Here is a 21,090-nt window from a genome sequence, read left to right on the forward strand (position 1 = left end):
CCTACTACAACTGGGAGCGTCCCCATCAGCACAACGATGGTATACCACCTGCAAAGGCGGAAGAAAATCTTAACTTAATGTCCGGAAAAAGTTGACCACTACATTAGTGGCATTGGTGGTAAGCGTTATATTGAAGCTGCTGGAGGGAGAATATGCTTAACAAACACAGGCAGACTGCTCCGGCCCTTCGGGCCTGCGCGGAACGGCATACGCTACGCTTCGGTCGCCCCTACTGTGAGCGTCAAGTGTCAGAGCATATGAAAATACTTAGCAAGAACAGGGATTTGGTTTTACAAACTATAAAGGTGCTTGGCTACCTAAACTTCTGCTTGTTTTTCCTCGGCTTCCTTAACTCAAAAGGTGGAGGTGATTACGTTTCACTGTTCCTACCCGCGACTCTATTCGTAGCAACAATAACCAGCCTTGTCTATTTAATCGGCTTTAAGTATCTTCACCTGCCAGGCAAGCGCATGGATTATTGGTTTTGTTTTCGACCGTATGTGTGGCTTGTAGTTATCTTTAGTATCTTTTTACTCAGCATTTTTTCCATTGATTTCTTCGGAAATGAAAACACTTAACAAAGCCAAGCACGAACGCCAGCAATGCTGGCTGAACCTCTATTCTGCGACTTCACCGCCCCATAGCGACCTGTATTGGCAACATTATGCTCTTTGAGAAAATTGGAATCTATTATGATATCAGTTGAATTCTTACTTACCTCTTTAGTCGTTGTTCTTATTCCTGGAATCGGCGTTTTATATACCATTTCTACAGGCTTATTTATTGGGAAGCGTGCCAGTTTGTTTGCTGCCTTTGGCTGCACACTTGGTATTATTCCATCTCTCCTTGCCAGCGTGATCGGCTTGGCTGCAATTTTCCATACCAGCGCTCTGGCCTTTCAAAATGTTAAATACACTGGCGCCGCCTATTTACTTTACCTGGCTTGTGCCATGTGGCGCTCTGCCTCAACCCTTTCTCTAGAGAAGGAAAAATCTCAATCCAGCTTTGCCGCAGTAGCAACGAAAGGTTTTATTATTAATATACTTAACCCTAAGCTATCTATTTTCTTTCTCGCGCTCTTACCACAGTTTGTATCGCCAAGTGCTTCTCAGCCTCTAGTTAACATGTTTTTACTTGGCCTTGTATTTATGGCCATAACATTTGGTGTTTTCATCATTTATGGTTTTATGGCAAGCACCTTTAGTGAATTCGCAGCTCGCTCAGAAAAATTTAGTCTTGGCATACAGAAAATATTTTCCGGCAGTTTCGCTGTATTAGGTTTTAAGTTGGCGTTTAGTGAATGGGAATAACAGAGCCACAGAAAATTGTCAGCGCAAAAAACGTACTGGCTGCATCATGCTACCGCTCGTCCTATGTTGGCAGCGTTATGCGTACGCAAGGAAATCATAAGATCATTGATAATCTTATTGATTGCTGTTGTTTCTCACTATGCCGGTGCTAATCAGCATCCTGGTGAAATGCCTGATTGCTGGAAAACACCTAGAGCTGTACATAATACGCAAGCGATAGATGAAATGATTTTAAAGCATGTGTTCATTTCGAAATTGGTAGGAGCACCATTAGTTGAACTTGAGTATATATCTCCAAATCATGGCTATTCATTTTCATATATTAATCGTCGGCCAAATTCGTCTATAAAAATCAACTCCGAGAAAGCGTATTTAGTCACAATAGCTCTACGTAATATTTTTGGCCTATCTAATGTGAAGTGGGTAAACGAAAACCTGATATTTTTTCGAGTATATATAGGTCAAGAAGTCTTTCTAGATATAATCTTTAACGTCGAGCGTGAAGAAATCGCGCTATCGCAAATAGGGCGGTTTTCAAAATACGCTATTACGCTATAAAGCAGTTTCAAGAAGGTTGTAAATTACATGGCGGCTGTGAGTGCATAGAAAAAGACCTGAACATAGTACAATTCAATTAACCACCCGCCTACTGCGCCGGACAGCTAAAAGCGTTGCTTTGTCACAACCTTGCCGGTGGGGCGTTAAGCGTATCTATGAAGGAAATTACCTTTAAAAATGACAGCTTCAATCTTTCTGCAAAGAAAAACAACTTTATTAACCCATGCTGTTACGGCGAGGATGTCGCAAACTGGTTTAAGCCTCAAATGGAGGCGCTGGATATTGATGTTATCGAGATCTATCAGGAAGATTGGGGGTTGGGAAATGAGCTGCTTTTTCAAGGGCAATAATTACTATGTAGGTCTTGGCGGTGTACCAGAAGCCGAAGGTGAAGATATTGGTCAGTGGCGTATCAGGGTCACAAAGTCTCGCTCTATCATCCAAAAGCTTACGCGCAAAAATAAATTATCAGATCAAGATCCAATACTTAGTATTCTATCTTACATCATTGTGAAGTCAGGGTTTAGCAATGTGTCCACCGACAGCGCTTAACAAGGGTAGGCAAAGTCACCCACTTCAAACGTGGGCTGGACTCTCTGACATTGGTCTTTGTTACCGGCATCAACCATCAAGCGTGCCAATGAGAAACTTATTTATAATTACACTGTTCGCACTATTGTCAACCTCCAAGGCACCAGCATCCGGACTGCAAAAGTTTGAGTTTGAAATTCCTTCCTCATTTATTACGGAAGAATATAAATCAGATTTACAGAATTGGCGGTTGTCGCTCTTAAACAGCATTGGATACAACGAAACAAAGATAAATGAGGCAGTATTTCTTAAAACTGATATCCCTTTAATAGTTAATGGCTATGAATCCATAGGCTAAGTATATCAAAACAAAGATGCCGAACATCAATTTTATGTGCGTGTGTCCAACACAATCATTGACTTTAAGGTTCATAAAATTGGCACAATGGGCGTGTCGGGCATAACCAATCATCCAACACCAAGTGGGCGTATGATCATAGTTTTAGCGCCAAATAAAACTATAAACTTATTGGGCGTAACCCTAGACTTCACCATTAAAGTTCAAGTTAAACCCCCTGTATTCAAGGATAACGGGGTAACCTATGAGTGGCACGTATGGTAAAAACAGTTAACAAATAAGGATATGTTGTGCTTGCCGCAATATATCTGGTTGTTGAACGCGCCCGGTCAGCTCTAATTATGCAAATAAAAAACGTGTAAGCAACCTCCTGTTTGCCAAAGCAAAAGAAAATTCTTGTAAAGCCGTACATGCGTTGAAACAGTCTATCCACTTCATTTCAATTTTTGGTCGCTTTTATGTCGCATTCCCAGACTCTCAATCAATTACTTTTTGGTGGCGCGACAGGCTCCATGCCCAGATCAAGCATTACCTGCCGGATTTAATTACCCTCGTCGGCCTAGTCCATGATCACTTTGGCACCATCCGAACCGCAGTTCTCAAGGATTTTCAGCAGTTTTTGGCCCTCCGGTGCGTCCTCAGCCAGCTCTGGAAACAGGGAATATCCTATGGTGCGACTGTGGCAGGCTGCAACCATATGAAACTTGGGGTCCAACCTGCTCGTGATTTGCCGAGCCTGTAAGTTGGATATTTTCACGTCGCCGTGCTGAAGAGGTAGAAAACTTTCAATAATTTTGTATTGTTGCGTTGTAATTTCCATGCGGCGATTATACAGGATTTAGTGTGAACAGGTCTTAGCTTAACCGGCATTAGCCAGATAAGCAAAACCCCAGAAACTTTAAGTTTACGGGGTTTTCGTGGGCTGCCTGAGGCAGCGATTTGGTGGTGGTGTGGGATGTGGGTTCAGTTCATTCAATCTCTATTATTGAAGCCCAAAACTAGCTCCTGCAGGTGATTGCGGGCTTGAGCCAAAACAATCAGCAGGCCGAAAAAGCTGTGGCTTTGCAACCTAGTCGACAATTACTCATTTTCAAAACCCCGCCTTTTTGGCGTTGGCAGAATCCACAGGTCTATATTTCCATAGCGGGATTTTCCTTCTCTCCCAGAATCCTTTTGCCATGTTATTAAACCTGTGGCCATTCAACAAACCCGCTTTTGGATAAACTCACTACGACCAGAGAGCCAACCGGGGATAATTTTCTACAAGCTCAGTTTGGGTAACGGTAGGGTAATGGTGGTGTTACGAAGCGCTTTGTTCTGCATAAAAAATTGCATGTTTTCCAGCACAGCGGGTGACGACATAAACAAGTTGTGTCCGCCATGCACCACCTTTACCTGAGTCAGGTTACTGAGGCCACGTACCGCAGTTTTCTGCCCTTCAGGGTAAGTTCGCCCGTCCAGTGTGCCAGTAAATAACAAAGTAGGGATCGATGATTGCGGTGCGCTGCGAAATGCATCCCCCAGGTCCAGTTTTGCATCCAGCCTGTTCAGTGTCGGCATCGGGAAGTTCAGCCAACTCCCCAGCAGGCTCGACTCGGCCTGTTGCGCCACCAGTTTCAGGCGTGCAGGAGTAATACCAGACGCCACGTCCATGCTCAGAGACATCAGACGAAAACTCACCGGCTTATCATCGAAAATACCGCGCTGCAGAACACCTATCAGGGTGCGGGTTTTTCCTTTATCCAGTTCGTTGTAGGTGTGGATCAGCATTGCCAGATATTGGTTGGGATCGGCAATCATCATACCAGCCAGGGCCTGCATGTGCTGTGCCTGAAACAGCATGTTCTGCTCGCTACCATCTTTTTTCGGGATGGCCAACTTCAGGGGCGTCTTATGAAGACGTTGATGCACTCGTTTGATTAACGCCGGCAAATCGGCCACAGCGGACTTCAAGGGTTGCTGGTCGATCACCTGCTGAACACGAGCAAAATAGGCATCTGTGTGGGCAGGTAACTTAACCGTCTGATTCAGGCCTTCCGCACTGGCTAGAATGACTTTGTTAATCTGTTCGGGAAATAGTTTCATTGCTGCGAGTGCCAGGTGGCTACCGTAAGAAATTCCCCACAGATTAACCTGCCTCGCGTTCAGGTGCTGACGCAAATCGTTGATGTCCCAGGCATTTTGTACCGTGGTGTAACCGTACACGTCGATACCCTGTTCCCGCCACCTGGCCAGGCATTCGCGCGCTGCCTGCTGATATCCCAGAATAAATGCCTTCTCGCTGACCGCCTTATCGAGAGGGAAGGTGACGGAAGAATCACATCCCGGCGCCTGTTCAGACTCGCCGGTGCCGCGCTGATCCAGGGCGATGACATCACCGAATTCCCGCATTGCCATAAACAATGGAAAGCGCCTCCACTTGGCCGTCCCTATCCCTGAGCCGCCGGGCCCTCCTGCCAGGTAGACCGTGGGCGGCCCCTGGACGTCGCCGGTAGCAGCAAAGCGCACATAGTTAATGCGGATTTTGCGGCTTTGTGGGTTGTTGCGATTCTCGGGTACCCAGAAATGACCTGAGAGGGCCTCCGTGCTTTGTCCATCATTGGCAGTAAAGGTTATCGGGGTTTCATTGGCGTAAACCTGGGTTCCGGTCGATTCAGGATGGTCTTCCCGGGCCGTGGCGCTCAGCACAGATATCGCCAGGATTGTGGCTACTAAAGAACGTATAAATCGCATACTATGACTCCTTATCAATGGGTGACGCCATTAGGTTGTATGCATCGCCCTGGTGCCCAGCGTTATTCGCCGAGCGGGCGGTTTTACTGGCCTGTACCGTTAAGCGGTAGTGTTTTTTCGATGAACGGCAACAAGGGAATACGTTGAAATCCGGTCTTTTTACTCCCTGGCAGTATTTGCTATGCCTGCTGCTATGGATGAGCCCATTCGACACCCTGGCCAAGGCTCCCACCCTCTTTGATGCTGCGCATATTGTCCGCATCTGCGAACCTTTGGATATGCAGGAAGGGGTGCCGGATTTTGACGGCCCGGGATGCCGGGATTTACCCATCTATCAGGTTAACCCCCAACACACCTATCTGTGGCTCAGGCTCACCTTCGATCGTAGTTCACACTGGCAACGACTCACTCCGCCTTACGGGGTATTTGTGTTGGGCAAGGCGGCCAGTCGGGTCTACCTCAACGGTCAGTTGCTAGGCAATAATGGCACGCCTGCGGCTGACAAGCAGGAAGTTCCCGGCACCATGGATAAGGTGTTGTATCTGCCCGAAGTTCTGCTCAAAGACACAGGCAATGAAATGGTTCTGGAATTGTCTGGCCAGCATAGCCTGATGGAATTGGGTTATCCCCTGCACTTTATCGGCTTTGGTCACTACCATGACCCCAGGCTTATTGTGCAACAATACAGGGGGATGGGGCTGATTTTGACCGGCGCCTTTCTACTTGGCGCTCTGTACTTCTTTACCGCCAGCTATGGCCGGCTGGGGCATCGCCACCAGAAGTTGTTTGGGGCCATGTGTTTGATAGCCGCACTACAATTGCTAACGGAAATGTCCCGGGGCCTGGTCCCCTATACCTACCCCTGGCATGACGTGCGCCTGGTCACAGTCACCATCCTGTCACTACTGTTTGGCATGTCGATCCTGGTTTACAGCTCCTACAAAACCATGGCTGATCATGCCCTGCACTGGATCTATACCGGTTTGCTGGTCACAGTCACGGCTATTTTGCTGGCCCCGGGCTTTGACAGTAAAACCACCGCAGGTGTGTTTTTTCCCTTGCTGGTTAGCCTGATACAGCTGCTGATTGTGTGGCGCCGCCAGCGGCAAAAAGCCAGGCTGGGCTGGTTTCTGGTGCAGTTGCTGATTGTTATTACCATCGTAGCCAATCAAGCCAGTTTTCATGAAATCATCCATTTCCTGATCATCGCAATGCTTCTGATGTACCTGTTTGTGCAACAGGCAAAGGAATATCGCCTTCAACAACAGCAGAGCAAGGACGACCAGCAATTGATTGCCAAGCTGGAATATAAACTGGCCCAAAACAGCCAATCCGACACACCAGCGCGCCTGGAAGTCAGCTCCGCAGGGAAAACCCTTTGGGTGCCGGTCAGCGACATCCTTTACTGCAAAGCGGCCGGCGATTACGCAGAGTTACATCTTATTGAGCAGGGTGAAAAACTCTATTCAGGCAGCTTAAAACAACTCGAGGCTCAATTGCCTAATACCTTTATCCGGGTACACCGCTCTTTTCTGGTTAACCTTGAGCAGGTGGTGGCACTCAGTGGCAAAACTGTCAGCGAAGCCGGTGGCTATCATCTTCAGCTTACTGATGGCCAGGCTATTCCGGTCAGCCGCAGGCTGATGCCCACGGTCAGGAGTTCGTTAAAGCAGGAAAGTGCTGCAGTGTTGATGTGTACCCAATAGTAAGCACCGAGTGCACCTACTACCGGGTCGGAAGCAAAGAATACCCTCCTCTCGGGACACGCTGTGAATACCTCCCTGTACGCTCGTAATCGGCATCCATGCCTCATACGGTCCCGAGAGGAGGGTATTCTTCCCTTCCGCCTTGTTAGTAACCTGAATATTTCATCAAACCTATTATTCGACAGCGCAGCTTTTATTTCTTGACAGTTAAATGGCTCCCGACAAAGACGGGGACTTATAAGATGATGCCCTCAAAGGGCTTTATTTGAATTAGGGCCTGTTCACACCAAATCCTGTATAATCGATGCATGGAAATCACAGCACAACAATACAAAATTATCGAAGACTTTCTGCCTCTCCAGCGCGGCAACGTGAAAATATCCAACCTACAAGTGCTGAACGCCATTTTTTATATAGCCGAGCATGACTGCAAATGGCGAAGCCTGCCGAAGAAATTCGGCCGTTGGCACAGCGCCTACATGCGGGCGAACCGTAGGGGCAAGCAAGGTGTGCTGAGTGGAGTCCTTCTGGCCCTCCAGAAAAGTGATGTGATCAATATTCAGGTCAATCATATCTCTGTTGACTCTACGGCTATTAAAGTTTATCCAGACAGCGCTGGCGCGTTACAAAATGCCCCTCAATCTATCGGCAAATCACTAGCAGGCTGAACCACCAAAATTCATAGGGTTTCAGCCGGCCATATTCGCGCCGTAGTATTTTCTCTGTCTTTGAGACAGGCTGGATACCCTCCGGAGGGCCGAAAGCTGCTGAAAAGCCTTGAGAACTGCGGTTGGGATGGTGCCAAAGTGAATATGGACAAGGCCTACGAGGGCAATGAAACCCGGCAGTTGGTATTTGATCTGGGCATGGCATCTGTTGTACCACTGAACAGTAACCCATTGAGCACCTGGGAATACGACGTAGAGGCGTACAAAAAGCGAAATAAAGTGGAGAGACTGTTTCGACACCTGAAGGGCTCCAGAAGAATTTTCTCTCGCTTTGACAAACTGGATGTGATTTTCATGTTTTTATTCCTTTTGTGCGAATTGTCGATACTTTAAACAGTGTGCACAGGCCCTAGGCTATTTCTCAGCCCCAGTTGAGGGATTCACTGCTCCAGCATTCCTTATATGGATTCTTTCTTCCCTTAATAACGGAGCGGATTCGTAGAAAAATTGCAAAATACCGAGAAATTTCGATATGCTCTGAGAAGATATAATAATAATCATGACGATACACTCAGGGAATGCATACTGTACACCTGTGGATACGAAGGAATGGCTACTTAAAAAGTATCTGTCCGGTCTACCAGACACAGAATATACTTCGCATTACTGCTTTGCCTATTATACGTAAGAAGGAATACCCATGGGTATATACAGTAAACTGCTTGTAGCCATTGGTATTGGCATTTTGGTTTCAGCAGTCGGTGTGATTGTTACAGGCTACCTTGCCGCTGTCGCCATACCCAAGGCATTCTTTTTGTGGTTTCAGGACCATTTTAGCCTGGATCTTGGTTTTGTCCTGATAACCATTGTTCAACAGATTCTTGGCTTCGGGTTTCTGTTTCTGGCAGCCGGTTATTTCATCAGCAAACGGCTCCCTCTATCGCCTGTTGCAGCAGTGTCCTGTTTGCTTATAGGGTTTTGGATTTACCTTGTGGTTGGGGTAGCCCTGATCTACGAGACACCTATCAGTAACCCCATTCCCACACTGAATACCCTTGTGTTTATCACCCTGAGTGTTCACCTGCTGTTCCTTGTGCTCGGTGTTGTATTGGGAAACAGGGATAACACAACAATGCGCGCGGCGAGCGCGTGATTGCGACCGTATCAGAACCAGATCAGGCAGTCCCCCCTAACCTTTCCGCACATCCGCGGGTAGACTGCCACCACCTCAGTGAACCCTCGGGCCAGACAAATCCAGCCCGGTGATCTCCGCACTTTCCACCAGCCTGTTCAGGTAGTCACCCGTCATCTGGCGGCGGCGCTTCTCCAGCAAATAATCGCGGATTCGCTCAGCCACATACGTGTACTCCAGCGGGCGACCGGGTTCACACTGCTCCACATAAATCAGATGCACACCGTAGGGGGTTTCCACCGGCGAGGGCACCAGACCGGTACCCTGGGCGAACACCGCGCGCTCGAAGGCGTCCACTGTATCGCCGCGGCCCACCTGGCCAAGGCTGCCGCCAGCCCCGGCGGAGGAGCAGGCGGAGTGGAACCCGGCCAGGCGCGCAAAGGTCTGTAACGGATTGGCGTCAGCACGGATTTCTTCCAGCAGTGCCTCGGCACCGGCGCGCGCTTTGGCACGGGTATCGGCATCGTCCGGGGCAGCCGGCATCAGGATATGGCGCACCTCGGCGAGGGGGTCGGAGCAGAATTTTTGCCGGCGGGCTTCAAAGTAGGCGCGGCACTCGGTTGCATCTGGCGGGATCACCACCAACTTGCCCTTGAGCAGATCTGCCACAGCGCGGTCGAAAACCGCGCTGTGCAGGTCCTCATCGGCAGCACACAGCCCCAGCCCGGCAGCCTGTTCACGCAAAAGCCAGCCGATCACCAGGGCACGCGCGGCGCGATAGACCGCCTGGCGCGGCGAATCGGCACTCTGATACTGCATCTCCTGGTAAATCAGATCTGCAGGAACTTCGCGGCCGTTGACGGCCACCGCCTCGGCCAATTCAAAATCGCGCCCAAGGGCGTCTGAGGCCAATACTGTCTTCATGTTTCAACTCCACGCAAGGGCTGCACCTGTCCACTTATCTCGTTCAGCGCGCCGCCCTGGCGCGTACTACCTGGTAATTGCGATGGAAGTACTGCACCGGAACACTCCATACATGCACCAGGCGGCTGAAGGGGAACACCAGAAACAGAGTCATGCCCAGCAGGATATGCAGCTTGTAAATCATGTTCACCTCGCTGATGGCGGCGGCGGCACCGGTACCATCGAGGGTGACAATGGACTGGGCCCAGGCCATCAGCTTGAGCATCTCGGCACCATCCATATGCCCGGCGGATACCAGGATACTGATCAGCCCCAGGATCAACTGGGCGTAGAGCATCAGCAGGATGGTCAGATCCATTTTTGACGTGGTGGCGCGTACCCGCGGGTTGGTGAGGCGGCGCTTGATCAGGATGGTGAGGCCGATAAAACAGATCACCCCGAAGAAGCCGCCAATACCCATCGCCATCAGCTGCTTGGTGGAGGCCTCGATACCGAGGAAGTGCCACACCGCCTTGGGCGTAAGCAGGCCGACAAAGTGCCCCAACAGGATGGCGATGACCCCGATATGAAACAGGTAACTGCCAACGCGCAGTTGTTTGCGCTCCAGCAATTGGCTGGAGCCGGTGCGCCAGGTGTACTGGTCACGGTCGTAGCGAATCAGGCTCCCCACCAGAAACACCGTCAGGGCGATGAAAGGGTAGATGGCAAAGAGCAGCGTATTCAAATAATGCATCGTGTTACTCCTGTGGTGCGGGCTGGGCAGAGTTTTGTGCGGCGTCGATCCAGGTGAGGGGCTGGCCATCCCGGCGCTGTGCAGTGCCGGGTCGCGTTATTGACTGGTCGCACTGGCTGGCGCCGGTAAAGCTGACCACCTCTTCCTCCCAGATTTTGTCCAGAGCCTCTGGGGTGTCGTCACGCTCCTCATTGGCCACTTCTTCTTTGAGTGCTGCCAAGTCGACGAAAACTCCAGCCATCTGCAGCAGCGCGTCCATCAACAGGTGATAGGGACTCTCGCGCTGGGACAGGCGTGCGCTCAGCAGGGCGATCACATGGGTGATGTCGTGTACCCACTCGTAGGCCGCATCGCCCTGGGTGGCGCAGAACTCCAGGTAGATGGGCAAATAGTCCGGCAGTTCGCGCTCACTCAGTGCCAGGCCGGCGCTGCGGTAGCGTTCCAACAGGTCCACCATGGCCTGGCCGCGATCGCGGGATTCGCCGTGCACATGCTCAAAGATATGCAGGGACACAGCGCGCCCGCGCTCGAACAGGCCGTCGTATTCACTCTGCCAGTCGAGGGGGTCCATACGCTCGTAGTGGGAAATAAAGGCCAGTAGTTTATCCCGCAGCGGTGCATCCAGATCGTCGGATTCCGCCACCCAGCCAGTCAGCGTGTCCAGGTTGCGCACCAGTTCGTCGGATGGGTAGTCCAGCAACCGCGAAATCACATTTAACACTTTCATTAGCTGTTCTCCCCCGTTCAGTCGACCACTTTGGCCGGTATGACTTCGCGCACCGTCTGCTTTTTGCCACCAAAGATATTGGTGCTGTCGTTGCCGGTGCTACAGCCGTTGCCGAAGCTGAATCCGCAAGCGGATTTGATATCGTAGGCGTTCTCTGCGTAGGCCTTGTGGCTTGTGGGCACCACAAAGCGGTCCTCGTAGTTGGCCAGGGCCATATAACGGTACATCTCTTCCACCTGGGCCACACTCAATCCCGCCGCCTCCAACAGCTCGCGTTCCTGTATGCCGTCCACATGGATGCCGCGCATATAGGCGCGCATCACAATCATGCGTTCCAGAGCACGGGCTACCGGTTTCTCATCGCCGGCGGTGAGCAGGTTGGCCAGGTACTGGAGCGGGATACGCAGAGTGGAGAGATCCGGGATCTCGGCGCCGCGGCCCACGGTTACGGTTTCCACCTGGCCGGCCTGCACCGCGTTCTGGATCGGTGACAAGGGTGGTACATACCAGACCATGGGCAGGGTGCGGTATTCCGGATGCAACGGCAGGGCGATCTGCCAGTCGATGGCCATCTTATATACGGGTGATTTTTGCGCAGCTTCGAGCCAGGCTTCGGGGATGCCCTCGGCGCGGGCGGCTTCCTGCACCTTGGGATCGCCGGGATCGAGGAAGATATCGCACTGGGCCTGGTAGAGCGCCTTCTCGTCTTCAACAGCAGCCGCTTCCTCAATACGGTCGGCATCGTAGAGCAACACGCCCAGGTAGCGGATACGGCCCACGCAGGTTTCGGAACAGATGGTGGGCTGACCCGCCTCGATACGCGGGTAGCAGAAGATGCACTTCTCGGATTTACCGGTTTTCCAGTTGTAGTAGATCTTCTTGTAGGGGCAGGCGGACACACACATACGCCAGCCGCGACACTTGTCCTGGTCGATCAGGACGATACCGTCCTCCTCGCGTTTGTAGATTGCGCCGCTGGGACAGGCCGCCACACAGGCGGGGTTGAGGCAGTGCTCACACAGGCGCGGCAGGTACATCATAAAGGTGTTTTCAAATTCACCGTAGATATCCGCCTGCACCTGCTCGAAGTTTTTGTCCTTCTTGCGCTTGTCGAATTCGGTACCGAGGATCTCCTCCCAGTTGGGGCCCCATTCGATCTTCTCCATGCGCTCGCCACTGATCAGCGAGCGCGGGCGGGCCACTGGCTGGTGTTTCTGCTCCGGCGCCTTGTGCAGAGTCTGGTAATCGAAGTCGAAGGGCTCGTAGTAGTCGTCGATTTCCGGCATATCCGGGTTGGCAAAAATGTTTGCCAGCACCCGGTGCTTGCCGCCGATCTTCGGTTGCAGTTTGCCGTTTTTCTTGCGCGTCCAGCCACCGTTCCACTTGTCCTGGTTCTCCCATTCCTTGGGATAGCCGACACCGGGCTTGGTCTCGACGTTATTGAACCAGGCGTACTCAACCCCCTCGCGGGAGGTCCAGACATTTTTACAGGTCACCGAGCAGGTATGGCAGCCGATACATTTATCGAGGTTCAGCACCATGCCGATCTGGGCTCTCACTTTCATGCTACACCTCCTCTCGCGCCGGCTCTTTGACATCTTCGCCATCCAGCCAGTCCACCTTGTTCATTTTTCGCACCACCACAAATTCATCCCGGTTACAGCCCACGGTGCCGTAGTAGTTAAAACCGTAGGACTGCTGCGCATAACCGCCGATCATATGGGTGGGTTTCATCACCGCGCGGGTGACGGAGTTGTGGATACCGCCGCGGGTGCCGGTGGTCTCCGCGCCCGGTGTATTCACGATGCGCTCCTGGGCGTGGTACATCATGGCCATGCCGTCGGGCACCCGCTGGGACACTACCGCGCGGGCGGCAATGGCACCGTTGACGTTGAAAATCTCGATCCAGTCGTTGTCCTCAACTTCTGCCAGTTTGGCGTCGTGCTCACTCATCCACACGATGGGTCCACCGCGGGACAGGGTGAGCATCAGCAGGTTGTCGGAGTAGGTGCTGTGGATACCCCATTTCTGGTGCGGGGTGATCCAGTTCAGCAGGATCTCCTTATTACCGTTAGGCTTCTGGTTGAGTACCGGCTGTACGGTTTTCAGGTTGATGGGGGGCTTGTACACACATAGGTTCTCGCCAAAATCGCGCATCCACTCGTGATCCTGGTAGAACTGCTGGCGACCGGTGATGGTGCGCCAGGGGATCATCTCATGCACGTTGGTGTAGCCGGCGTTGTAGCTCACATGCTCATCTTCCAGGCCGGACCAGGTGGGTGAGGAGATGATCTTGCGCGGCTGCGCCACGATATCGGCGAAGCGGATCTTCTCGTCTTCCTTGGGCTTGGCCAGGTGGGTGTGATCTCGACCGGTGATCTTGCCCAGGGCCTCCCAGGCCTTCACCGCCACCTGGCCGTTGGTTTCTGGTGCCAGCGACAGGATCATCTCGGCGGCATCCACGGCACTGTCGATACGCGCGCGGCCATCGCGGGCAGTCTCGTCCTTCCAGGTGCGGTTGAGCTTCTTGAGGAAGTCCACCTCGTCATCAGTGTTCCAACTGATGCCCTTGCCGCCATTGCCGAGCTTTTCCAGCAGCGGACCGATAGAGGTAAAGCGGTTGTAGGTATTGGGGTAGTCGCGTTCCACCTCGATCATGCTCGGCGCGGTAACGCCGGGAATCAGATCGCACTCGCCCTTCCACCAGGCCTTCACCCCAAAGGGCTGGGCGATTTCGGTGGGGGTATCGTGGTGGATCGGCAGGGTCACCAGATCCTTCTCCACCCCCAGGTGGCCGTCGGTCAGTTCGGAGAATTTCTGTGCTACCCCCTTGAAAATATCCCAGTCACTGCGCGCTTCCCAGGCCGGGTCCACCGCCTTGGTGAGGGGGTGGATAAAGGGGTGCATATCGGAGGTATTGAGATCGTCCTTCTCGTACCAGGTGGCAGTGGGCAATACGATGTCGGAGTAGAGACAGGTGGTGGACATACGGAAATCCAGTGTCACCAACAGGTCCACCTTGCCCTCACTGGGGGTGTCATGCCAGGCCACATCTTCCGGCTTCTTGCCGCCGGCTTCGCCCAGGTCCTTACCCATCAGGCCGTGCTTGGTGCCGAGCAGGTGGCGCAGCATGTACTCGTGGCCCTTACCGGAGGAACCCAGCAGGTTGGAGCGCCAGATAAACAGATTGCGCGGATAGTTCTGCGGATTATCCGGGTCTTGGTTGGCAAACTTGAGCGCGCCGCGCTTGAGCTGCTGTACGGTGTAATCCTTGGCGGACATACCCGCAGCGGCGGCATCTTTGGTCAGTTGCAGCGGGTTCATACCCAGCTGCGGTGCGGAGGGCAGCCAGCCCATACGCTCGGCGCGGCTGTTGTAATCGATGATGGAAGCCTGCCACTTACGCTTATCCGCCAGCGGCGATACCACTTCCTCCATCTCCAGCTTCTCGTAGCGCCACTGGCTGGCGTGGTTGTAGAAGAAGGAGGTACCGTTCATATGGCGCGGTGGGCGCTGCCAGTCGAGACCGAAGGCGAGCGGGGTCCAGCCGGTTTGCGGGCGCAATTTCTCCTGCCCCACATAGTGGGCCCAACCGCCGCCACTCTGACCGATACAACCGCACAGCATCAGCATATTGATGAGGCCGCGGTAGTTCATATCCATGTGGTACCAGTGGTTAAGCGCGGCGCCCACAATCACCATGGAGCGCCCACGGGTCTTGTCGGCGGTACGCGCGAATTCCCGCGCTACCTGAATCACGTTGTCGCGGCGGCAGCCGGTCACCTTTTCCTGCCAGGCCGGGGTATAGGGCTTGTCTTCGTTGTAACTTTGCGCGCAGTTGGGGTCGTCAAGGCCGTGCTCAACGCCGTAGTTGGCCAGGGTCAAGTCGTAGACGCTGGCCACCTTGAGAATCTCGCCATCCTTGTTTTGCACGAATTTCACCGGCACCTTGTAGTCGATCACGTCATCGTGATCGGTGTGCTGGAAGTAGTCGTGCTCGTGGCTCTGGCCACCGAAGTAGGGAAAGGCCACCTGCGCAATCTCATCGGCGCAGTCCTTGAGGCTGAGCTTCAGTGTCACCTCTTCACCATTGCGGCCGTCGCGCTGCTCAATATTCCACTTGCCACGCCCCTCTTTCGCTGAGGGCTCTCCCCAGCGGTAGCCCACTGACCCTTGCGGAGAGACCAGCTGACCATCGTGATTGATAGCGATGGTTTTCCATTCGGGGTTATTTTCCTGGCCGAGGTTATCCGCCAGGTCGGAGGCGCGCAGGAAGCGGCCCTGTACCAGCTTGCCGTCGCGCTCTTCCAGGGTCACCAGCATCGGCATATCGGTGGTGGTGCGCACATACTCGGTAAAGTAGGCGCTGGGCTTGTCGACGTGGAATTCCTTCAGGATCACATGGCCGAAAGCCATCGCCAGGGCTGCATCGGTGCCCTGGCGCGGTGCCAGCCAGGTGTCACCAAACTTGGAGCACTCGGAGTAATCGGAGGTGATCACACAGGTCTTGGCACCCTTGTAACGCACTTCGCTGAGGAAGTGTGCGTCCGGGGTACGGGTCTGCGGCACATTGGAGCCCCACACGATCAGGTAATTGGAGTTGTACCAGTCGGCGGACTCGGGCACGTCGGTCTGCTCGCCCCAGATCTGCGGGGAGGCGGGTGGCAAGTCGCAGTACCAGTCGTAGAAGCTCAGACAGTTGCCACCGATCAGGGACAGGTAGCGGGCACCGGCAGCGTAGGACACCATGGACATGGCGGGGATCGGCGAAAATCCGGTCACCCGGTCGGGGCCGTATTGCTTGGTGGTGTAGACGTTGGCGGCGGCGATCAACTCGTTGGCCTCGTCCCACTTGATACGCACAAAGCCGCCCATACCGCGGCGCTCTTTGTAGGATTTCGCCTTGGCCGGGTCCTCGACGATGCTGGCCCAGGCCGCCACCGGATCGCTGTGGTTCAGCTTGGCTTCGCGCCAGAGTTTCACCAGGCGCTTGCGGATCTTCGGGTACTTGAGGCGGTTGGCCGAGTACATATACCAGGAGTAGCTGGCGCCGCGCGGGCAACCGCGGGGTTCATGGTTGGGCAAGTCCGGGCGGGTGCGCGGATAATCGGTCTGCTGGGTCTCCCAGGTGACCAGCCCGTCCTTAACGTAAATCTTCCAGCTGCAGGAGCCGGTACAGTTCACCCCGTGGGTGGAGCGCACAATCTTGTCGAACTGCCAGCGACGGCGGTAGCCATCTTCCCAGCTGCGGTCATCATCGGTTTTTTCCCCATGCCCCCCGGAAAAGGGCTCTTTATGTTTTTTCAGGTATTTCAGTCGGTCCAGGAAATGGCTCATGCGGTACTCCCAGGGCATCGGTATGCGGTTAGAACCTTGGTTTAGGGGGAATATAAAAGCGCACCCCTTGGGGATCACCTGATCAAAAGTGGGTAGAAATGCGGCAAACTACCCCCGAATGGGTAGGGAAATACTGCTGGCGCTCAACCCGATCTGCAGCGGGGTCCCTATTGGCAAGGGTCTTGATCAAAAAACAGACAAAAGGTTGAGTTTTGTGCGAAACTGGCGCTCTTTGTGGGTACCCACAAATTTGAGCGCCAATGGGCGGCACAATGGAGGCACCCGACTACAGCCCCCTGGGAGCAAAGCGACCCGATATGCTGAACCGAATCCGAGAGTCCATCGTCTACCGCATCGGCACCCTGATGCTGCTCACCGTACTGGTGGCACTGAGCTCCATGGTGGCCTCCTATATCATCTCCGATGCCGCAGAAAATGACGCCGCCGCGGTGAACCTGGCCGGCTCCCTGCGCGCCATGAGTTACCGGCTCGCCGCCACAGCGCCCTCTGGCGATATCGAGGCCACCGCCGAATTGACGGATGGGGTAGCGCGGCGCCTGGAACGGGTATTGAGCATTTCTGACTTCAGCGCCAGCGACAATCTGCGCGCGGCGCGGAATTTCCGCAAGGTAATCGATAGCTGGGAAGGCGAGATCCGCCCACTATTGGACTCTATTGCCGCAGGTCGATCTGCAATGGATTCCCTGCAACTGGCCACGCGCCTGGAACCGTTTATCACCGATGTGGACACCCTGGTGTTCGACTACCAGACCATCGCCGAGGAGAAGATCAATTTACTCCGCCTGGTACAGTTGGGCTCCCTGTTCGCCACTGTCGTGCTGGTATATCTCTCCCTGTATATTCTGCACCGCTCCGTGGAGCAGCCCCTGAAACTGCTCACCAACCGCTCCCTGAGCATCGCTCAGGGAAATTTCCATCAGCCCCCTCTGGAAATCGACAGCAAGGATGAACTCGGAGTGCTGGCGCGCACCATCAATGATATGAGCGATGAGATACACGCCACCCACCGGGACCTGGCCCACCGCGTAGAGCTGAAAACCGCGCAACTGCAAAAGAGCCACGAGGCGCTGGATTTTCAGTACCGCCTGGCGCGACGCATCAGCGAGGGGCCCCTGCCCGGCGCCGAGTTGGGCCAGTGGCTGGGTGAATTCGCCAATGTGGCGAGCCTGAACAATTTGGATCTGTGCCTGATGACCCCGGAGGGCGAGGCCCCCTATGAACACCTGGTACAGGGCCTGGGCAACGAATACTGTAGCGGCAGTGAGTGCCGTATGTGCGTGAACACCTGCGGTCCCTCCGAGGAGGGCGAGAGCCGCGTATACCGCTTTCCCCTGGAAGTGGACAAGCGCAACTACGGTGTGTTGATGTGCAGCCTGCCCCGTGGGGAAAGTCTGGATGAAGAGCAGCAACAGCGCCTGGGCACCTTCGCCGACAGCGTCACCGCCGCCATCGCCATCAACGAGCGCGAAGCCCAGGACCGGCGCGTAGCCCTGCTGGATGAGCGCGCCATTATCGCGCGGGAACTGCACGATTCCCTGGCCCAGTCCCTCTCCTACCTGAAAATCCAGGTGACCCGCCTCAACCGCGCCAACCGCCGCGACCAGGTGGACAGAGCCGCAGTGGAGGAAATCATCGCAGAGCTGAAACAGGGCCTGGATGCCTCTTACCGCCAGCTGCGCGAACTGCTCACCACCTTCCGCCTGCAGGTCGGGCCCGGCGGACTGCGCGGCATCCTGGAGCAGTCCATCCTCGCCTACCGCGAGCAGCACCCGCAAATCAGCATCCTGCTGGATTACCATCTGGATGAGGTGCCCCTCACCCCCCACGAGGAAATCCACCTGTTGCAGCTGGTGCGCGAGGCCTCGCAAAACGCCGTGTACCACTCCCAGGGAGACAGGGTGGAGATCAGCCTGACCCAGGCCGACAAGCACGCCCTCAATGTATGCATTCGCGACAATGGCATCGGCATCAGCAATGCACCGGAAAAACGTAATCACTTCGGCATGTCCATCATGCAGGAGCGCGCCAGCAACCTGAACGGCAAACTGCATATCCGCCGGCGCGAAGAGGGCGGCACCGAGGTGCAATTTCACTTTGTCCCCCACTACGCACGCGAGCGGGAGCTGGTGTGGCGCGAGGCGGTTTAAGGGGTGTTATTCCGCCGTGCCGTCCCGGCGATACGCCGGCAGCACCAGAGCTTGGGCAAAAGCCATTTTCCCCGCCACAAGGCCACACTATAGGCAGTTTTCCACCCTGTTGCGGACAAAGGCTGCCGCCTGGTTTTCAAACCTTGCGACCGCCTTCGGCCTCTGGCGGTTTTTCCGTGCTCTATTCATCCAGTAACCCCTGCGGTTGTCGGGCTAAAATCCGGGCCGCTTGGCTGCCTGAAGCCTGGTCGGTGGTACCTGCCTGGGTCCGTCTCTGAGGCGGGATTGCCGTTACCGTTTCAAGCCCTTATCAGCCTGCGGAATGCAATGCGCCCCTATTGCACCAATTTCCGCACAATCTGCTAACATCGACGAAATTCCAGCCACAAAAATGAGTACCTATGAAGCTGCTGCGCGCGCTCTTGTTGATTCTTTTCGCCGTGTTGGTGATCTCCGCCCTGGCGGCACCTGGGTTTATCGGCCCGAAGGTGGAGGAAATCTGGAAGCAACAACTGGGCAGGCTGCAGGGGGGGGTATCCACCGGTTATCAGCGCGGCTGGTTTGGTGCCGAAACCCATACCCAGGTTCCCCTACAAAACGACAAGACGGAGCTGCATACCGAAATCCACCACGGCCCCCTGCTATTCACTGCGCAGGGCCCCAAAGTGGGGCTGGTCTACAGCGAGACCCGCCTGCAGCCAGAACAGTTACCGGCAGGGCTGCGCGCGCAGGTTGAAGGGCTATACGGCAGCCTGCAGGGCAGCCCGGTGGTGCTTGAATCCCTCGTGACGGCGGACAACCGGGTGCTCAACACCCTGCGCCTAGCCCCTTTTCAACACATCGGTGAGCGCGGGGAACTGGCCTTTGATGGCGGTGAGGTATCGGTGGAAACCGACTATACCGGGGCAGTGCTCACCGGCAGTGTGGACCTGGGCACCCTGCGCCAGACCCGCCAGGGTGCAGAGGTATTCTATGTGGAGCCGCTGAAAGGGACATTTCAGTTTACCCCCGGCCGCGGCGGAAATGCCCAGTTGCATCTGCCGCTGCTGCGCATGGAATCGGATTCCGGCCCGGTGGCGCTGCGCAATATCAGCCTGAACCTGACCCTGGAACAACTGGCCGGAAATACCCTGAAGCTGATCAGCGACTTGCAGTTGCCGGATGTGGAATCGACCACTCCAATAACCTCTGTTCAACAGCAGATAACACTGCCGAATATCAGGGCTGTGAATCTGGGCCACTACCTGAGTATCCTGCTGCCCTCTGCACGAAGGGACTGGCCAAACGCAATGCGCCCGCCGCTGCGATTGCAACAACAACTGGCGGTGGAATCCCGCAACGGTCCGGTGCTGGTGGACGCTGAGATTAATTGGCGCGGCATGCAGCGCCCTCCACGCCAGCGTTACGGCAACCTCCTCAATCAGTGGCTGAAGCCCCTGGTGGCCACCGTGACCCTGAGCGCAGCGGAACCGGCTCTGTTGCAGTCGCCTTTGGTGGCACAAGCGTTGTTACTGCGCGAATACGGCCTGCTTCTGGAGCAGGATGGCGAACTCCAGATGCTCCTCGAAGTGAATCGGGGCCAGCTTCAGGTCAACGGCCAGCTATTGCCGCCCGATCTGTTTATTATGGCGCTGACCGGAACCCTCTAGCAACCTGTTGGAAAGGGCTTTGCGGCGTATATCTGCACAGCCCAACAATATCAAAAGGCAGGCCCGGTTTCTGAGGTAATCGCTGCATATACCATCGGTCTATTACCCCGGACAGAATCGACGGTTAGATGGCCAGCCAGGAAAAAGAAAGTGCCGAACGTGCCTCTTCCAGTGCTATGGTGCTATGCCCTCCGGGCCGTCAAAACAATTCACGGCTGGCGTATAACGCCTGCAAGGGCCGGCACAGCCGGCCTGTGATTGTTATGGGTTCACCTTTTGTTCGTGATCTTTGTACTTTGATTCAGAGGACTGCCAAACAAAATGCGCCCAGAACAAACCTCCGAGGGGAAACAAGGCTAGTGCAATTGCTGGACGAAACCATATTGGTTCAACCGGATTAGTGACCTGCATGACCAAAGACCACAGCAAGGCTGTTGTAATACCCCATTGAAGTGCGCCATTAACCCAAAGAAACCTTTTCTTACCTTTCTCTCGTGTGACTTTCCATTTTTCAAAATTCATAAGAACCCCTCATTACAACGATGACTCATAATGC

The 21,090-nt window shown here is 54.3% G+C and carries 17 protein-coding genes and 1 pseudogene; 10 read left to right on the plus strand and 8 right to left on the minus strand.

Annotation, left to right across the window (positions count from 1 at the left end):
- Positions 1–152 precede the first annotated feature (152 nt).
- The 5 genes from Q1A48_RS16995 to Q1A48_RS17015 all read left to right on the plus strand — a co-directional run bounded on the left by Q1A48_RS16995 (position 153) and on the right by Q1A48_RS17015 (position 2,420).
- Positions 153–578: a hypothetical protein gene (locus Q1A48_RS16995; protein ID WP_299947320.1), complete on the plus strand. Its 426-nt coding sequence runs from the start codon at positions 153–155 to the stop codon at positions 576–578.
- Between the two features lie 114 nt (positions 579–692).
- Positions 693–1,310 carry a LysE family translocator gene (locus tag Q1A48_RS17000; RefSeq protein WP_299947322.1) on the plus strand — a complete coding sequence of 206 codons (618 nt, stop codon included), beginning with the start codon at positions 693–695 and terminating at the stop codon, positions 1,308–1,310.
- Between the two features lie 15 nt (positions 1,311–1,325).
- Complete coding sequence (locus Q1A48_RS17005) at positions 1,326–1,868, plus strand: hypothetical protein (protein WP_299947324.1); 543 nt, start codon at positions 1,326–1,328, stop codon at positions 1,866–1,868.
- 155 nt (positions 1,869–2,023) lie between these two features.
- Positions 2,024–2,218 (plus strand): hypothetical protein, encoded by a 195-nt coding sequence (locus tag Q1A48_RS17010; RefSeq protein ID WP_299947327.1) that lies wholly within the window; start codon positions 2,024–2,026, stop codon positions 2,216–2,218.
- Complete coding sequence (locus Q1A48_RS17015) at positions 2,193–2,420, plus strand: hypothetical protein (RefSeq protein ID WP_299947330.1); 228 nt, start codon at positions 2,193–2,195, stop codon at positions 2,418–2,420. Before Q1A48_RS17010 ends, Q1A48_RS17015 begins: the two co-directional genes overlap by 26 nt.
- Positions 2,421–3,316: 896 nt before the next feature.
- Here the strand turns inward: Q1A48_RS17015 and Q1A48_RS17020 are convergent.
- Both Q1A48_RS17020 and Q1A48_RS17025 read right to left on the minus strand, forming a co-directional pair.
- A complete protein-coding gene (locus Q1A48_RS17020; protein WP_299947332.1) occupies positions 3,317–3,514 on the minus strand; it encodes a hypothetical protein in 198 nt (65 codons plus the stop codon).
- A 503-nt stretch (positions 3,515–4,017) separates the two neighbouring features.
- Complete coding sequence (locus tag Q1A48_RS17025) at positions 4,018–5,490, minus strand: alpha/beta fold hydrolase (protein WP_299947335.1); 1,473 nt, start codon at positions 5,488–5,490, stop codon at positions 4,018–4,020.
- 197 nt (positions 5,491–5,687) lie between these two features.
- On the opposite strand from Q1A48_RS17025, the gene Q1A48_RS17030 reads away from it, so the two are divergent.
- The 3 genes and pseudogenes from Q1A48_RS17030 to Q1A48_RS17040 all read left to right on the plus strand — a co-directional run bounded on the left by Q1A48_RS17030 (position 5,688) and on the right by Q1A48_RS17040 (position 9,017).
- Complete coding sequence (locus Q1A48_RS17030; RefSeq protein WP_299947337.1) at positions 5,688–7,196, plus strand: LytTR family DNA-binding domain-containing protein; 1,509 nt, start codon at positions 5,688–5,690, stop codon at positions 7,194–7,196.
- A gap of 308 nt (positions 7,197–7,504) precedes the next feature.
- A pseudogene (locus tag Q1A48_RS17035) lies at positions 7,505–8,277 on the plus strand (IS5 family transposase).
- Positions 8,278–8,564: 287 nt separating this feature from the next.
- On the plus strand, positions 8,565–9,017 hold the full coding sequence (locus Q1A48_RS17040; protein ID WP_299947340.1) for a hypothetical protein: 453 nt from the start codon (positions 8,565–8,567) through the stop codon (positions 9,015–9,017).
- Between the two features lie 75 nt (positions 9,018–9,092).
- Here Q1A48_RS17040 and Q1A48_RS17045 read toward each other — a convergent pair whose 3' ends face one another.
- The 5 genes from Q1A48_RS17045 to Q1A48_RS17065 are packed head-to-tail and all read right to left on the minus strand — an operon-like array spanning position 9,093 to position 16,717.
- Positions 9,093–9,920 (minus strand): peptidylprolyl isomerase, encoded by an 828-nt coding sequence (locus Q1A48_RS17045; RefSeq protein WP_299947343.1) that lies wholly within the window; start codon positions 9,918–9,920, stop codon positions 9,093–9,095.
- A 43-nt stretch (positions 9,921–9,963) separates the two neighbouring features.
- Positions 9,964–10,653: a respiratory nitrate reductase subunit gamma gene (gene narI, locus Q1A48_RS17050; protein WP_299947345.1), complete on the minus strand. Its 690-nt coding sequence runs from the start codon at positions 10,651–10,653 to the stop codon at positions 9,964–9,966.
- A 4-nt stretch (positions 10,654–10,657) separates the two neighbouring features.
- Positions 10,658–11,380: a nitrate reductase molybdenum cofactor assembly chaperone gene (gene narJ, locus Q1A48_RS17055; protein WP_299947347.1), complete on the minus strand. Its 723-nt coding sequence runs from the start codon at positions 11,378–11,380 to the stop codon at positions 10,658–10,660.
- A gap of 17 nt (positions 11,381–11,397) precedes the next feature.
- Entirely contained in the window at positions 11,398–12,945 is a 1,548-nt protein-coding gene (gene narH, locus Q1A48_RS17060; protein WP_299947349.1) for a nitrate reductase subunit beta, read from the minus strand.
- Position 12,946: 1 nt separating this feature from the next.
- Positions 12,947–16,717 carry a nitrate reductase subunit alpha gene (locus Q1A48_RS17065; protein ID WP_299947351.1) on the minus strand — a complete coding sequence of 1,257 codons (3,771 nt, stop codon included), beginning with the start codon at positions 16,715–16,717 and terminating at the stop codon, positions 12,947–12,949.
- A gap of 272 nt (positions 16,718–16,989) precedes the next feature.
- Here Q1A48_RS17065 and Q1A48_RS17070 point away from each other — a divergent pair, with 272 nt between their 5' ends.
- Positions 16,990–18,885 (plus strand): ATP-binding protein, encoded by a 1,896-nt coding sequence (locus tag Q1A48_RS17070; RefSeq protein WP_299947354.1) that lies wholly within the window; start codon positions 16,990–16,992, stop codon positions 18,883–18,885.
- 401 nt (positions 18,886–19,286) lie between these two features.
- Entirely contained in the window at positions 19,287–20,534 is a 1,248-nt protein-coding gene (locus tag Q1A48_RS17075; protein WP_299947356.1) for a DUF945 family protein, read from the plus strand.
- A 261-nt stretch (positions 20,535–20,795) separates the two neighbouring features.
- Here Q1A48_RS17075 and Q1A48_RS17080 read toward each other — a convergent pair whose 3' ends face one another.
- The gene (locus Q1A48_RS17080) at positions 20,796–21,056 is read right to left on the minus strand and encodes a hypothetical protein (protein WP_299947358.1); all 261 of its coding nucleotides are present in this window, start codon (positions 21,054–21,056) and stop codon (positions 20,796–20,798) included.
- Between the last annotated feature and the right edge of the window lie 34 nt (positions 21,057–21,090).

The sequence above is a fragment of the uncultured Microbulbifer sp. genome, assembly GCF_947489355.1.
GTDB lineage: Bacteria > Pseudomonadota > Gammaproteobacteria > Pseudomonadales > Cellvibrionaceae > Microbulbifer.

What these genes read in the sequence shown, in the direction of transcription:
- Q1A48_RS17015 (WP_299947330.1), top strand. Translation starts at nt 2,193, where the DNA reads ATGAGCTGCTTTTTCAAGGGCAATAATTACTATGTAGGTCTTGGCGGT.
- Q1A48_RS17045 (WP_299947343.1), bottom strand. Translation starts at nt 9,920, where the DNA reads ATGAAGACAGTATTGGCCTCAGACGCCCTTGGGCGCGATTTTGAATTG.
- Q1A48_RS17010 (WP_299947327.1), top strand. Translation starts at nt 2,024, where the DNA reads ATGAAGGAAATTACCTTTAAAAATGACAGCTTCAATCTTTCTGCAAAG.
- Q1A48_RS17065 (WP_299947351.1), bottom strand. Translation starts at nt 16,717, where the DNA reads ATGAGCCATTTCCTGGACCGACTGAAATACCTGAAAAAACATAAAGAG.
- narI (WP_299947345.1), bottom strand. Translation starts at nt 10,653, where the DNA reads ATGCATTATTTGAATACGCTGCTCTTTGCCATCTACCCTTTCATCGCC.
- Q1A48_RS17000 (WP_299947322.1), top strand. Translation starts at nt 693, where the DNA reads ATGATATCAGTTGAATTCTTACTTACCTCTTTAGTCGTTGTTCTTATT.
- Q1A48_RS17040 (WP_299947340.1), top strand. Translation starts at nt 8,565, where the DNA reads ATGGGTATATACAGTAAACTGCTTGTAGCCATTGGTATTGGCATTTTG.
- narH (WP_299947349.1), bottom strand. Translation starts at nt 12,945, where the DNA reads ATGAAAGTGAGAGCCCAGATCGGCATGGTGCTGAACCTCGATAAATGT.
- Q1A48_RS17070 (WP_299947354.1), top strand. Translation starts at nt 16,990, where the DNA reads ATGGAGGCACCCGACTACAGCCCCCTGGGAGCAAAGCGACCCGATATG.
- Q1A48_RS17025 (WP_299947335.1), bottom strand. Translation starts at nt 5,490, where the DNA reads ATGCGATTTATACGTTCTTTAGTAGCCACAATCCTGGCGATATCTGTG.
- Q1A48_RS17080 (WP_299947358.1), bottom strand. Translation starts at nt 21,056, where the DNA reads ATGAATTTTGAAAAATGGAAAGTCACACGAGAGAAAGGTAAGAAAAGG.
- Q1A48_RS16995 (WP_299947320.1), top strand. Translation starts at nt 153, where the DNA reads ATGCTTAACAAACACAGGCAGACTGCTCCGGCCCTTCGGGCCTGCGCG.
- Q1A48_RS17030 (WP_299947337.1), top strand. Translation starts at nt 5,688, where the DNA reads ATGAGCCCATTCGACACCCTGGCCAAGGCTCCCACCCTCTTTGATGCT.
- narJ (WP_299947347.1), bottom strand. Translation starts at nt 11,380, where the DNA reads ATGAAAGTGTTAAATGTGATTTCGCGGTTGCTGGACTACCCATCCGAC.
- Q1A48_RS17075 (WP_299947356.1), top strand. Translation starts at nt 19,287, where the DNA reads ATGAAGCTGCTGCGCGCGCTCTTGTTGATTCTTTTCGCCGTGTTGGTG.